The organism is Colwellia sp. MB02u-9 (genome assembly GCF_014077085.1).
In the GTDB taxonomy this organism is placed as follows: domain Bacteria; phylum Pseudomonadota; class Gammaproteobacteria; order Enterobacterales; family Alteromonadaceae; genus Cognaticolwellia.
On sequence record NZ_JACGVF010000089.1, the window covers coordinates 1 to 402 of the forward strand.

Consider the following 402-nt stretch of genomic DNA (forward strand, 5'->3'; position numbering starts at 1 on the left):
ATTGATAAGTTATCAAATTTTTCGGTTAAATGGACTTGATGCCAAGCTGCACCATCCACAACTATCACGGCGTGTCGTCCTTTGGGTACCTTTTGGGCAATCAATGCTAAGTGTTTTTCCATCACATCCATATTCATGATTGGCGCTATTAATGCCTCGGTATCTCCTGTTGCAGGGCAAACAGCACCAAAAAGATAAGCATACTCAAACTGCTGTTGCTTAACCGCTCTTGGTCTTGTTCCTTTTGTTGCCCAGAGCCTTGTTGTTGTATTCTGCTGGCCAAAGCGTGCTTCATCTTGAAACCACACATCTACATTTTTAAGGCTGACATTCCACGGGATCGTACGGATCATTTCCATTTCGAATTTTTTTAAAAGCTTCTTGTACTTCATCTGATTGCTT

At 41.8% G+C, this 402-nt stretch carries 1 pseudogene; it reads right to left on the reverse strand.

The features are described from left to right. Positions 1 to 402 (reverse strand): annotated as a pseudogene (locus H4J65_RS06550) (transposase); the annotation flags it as partial.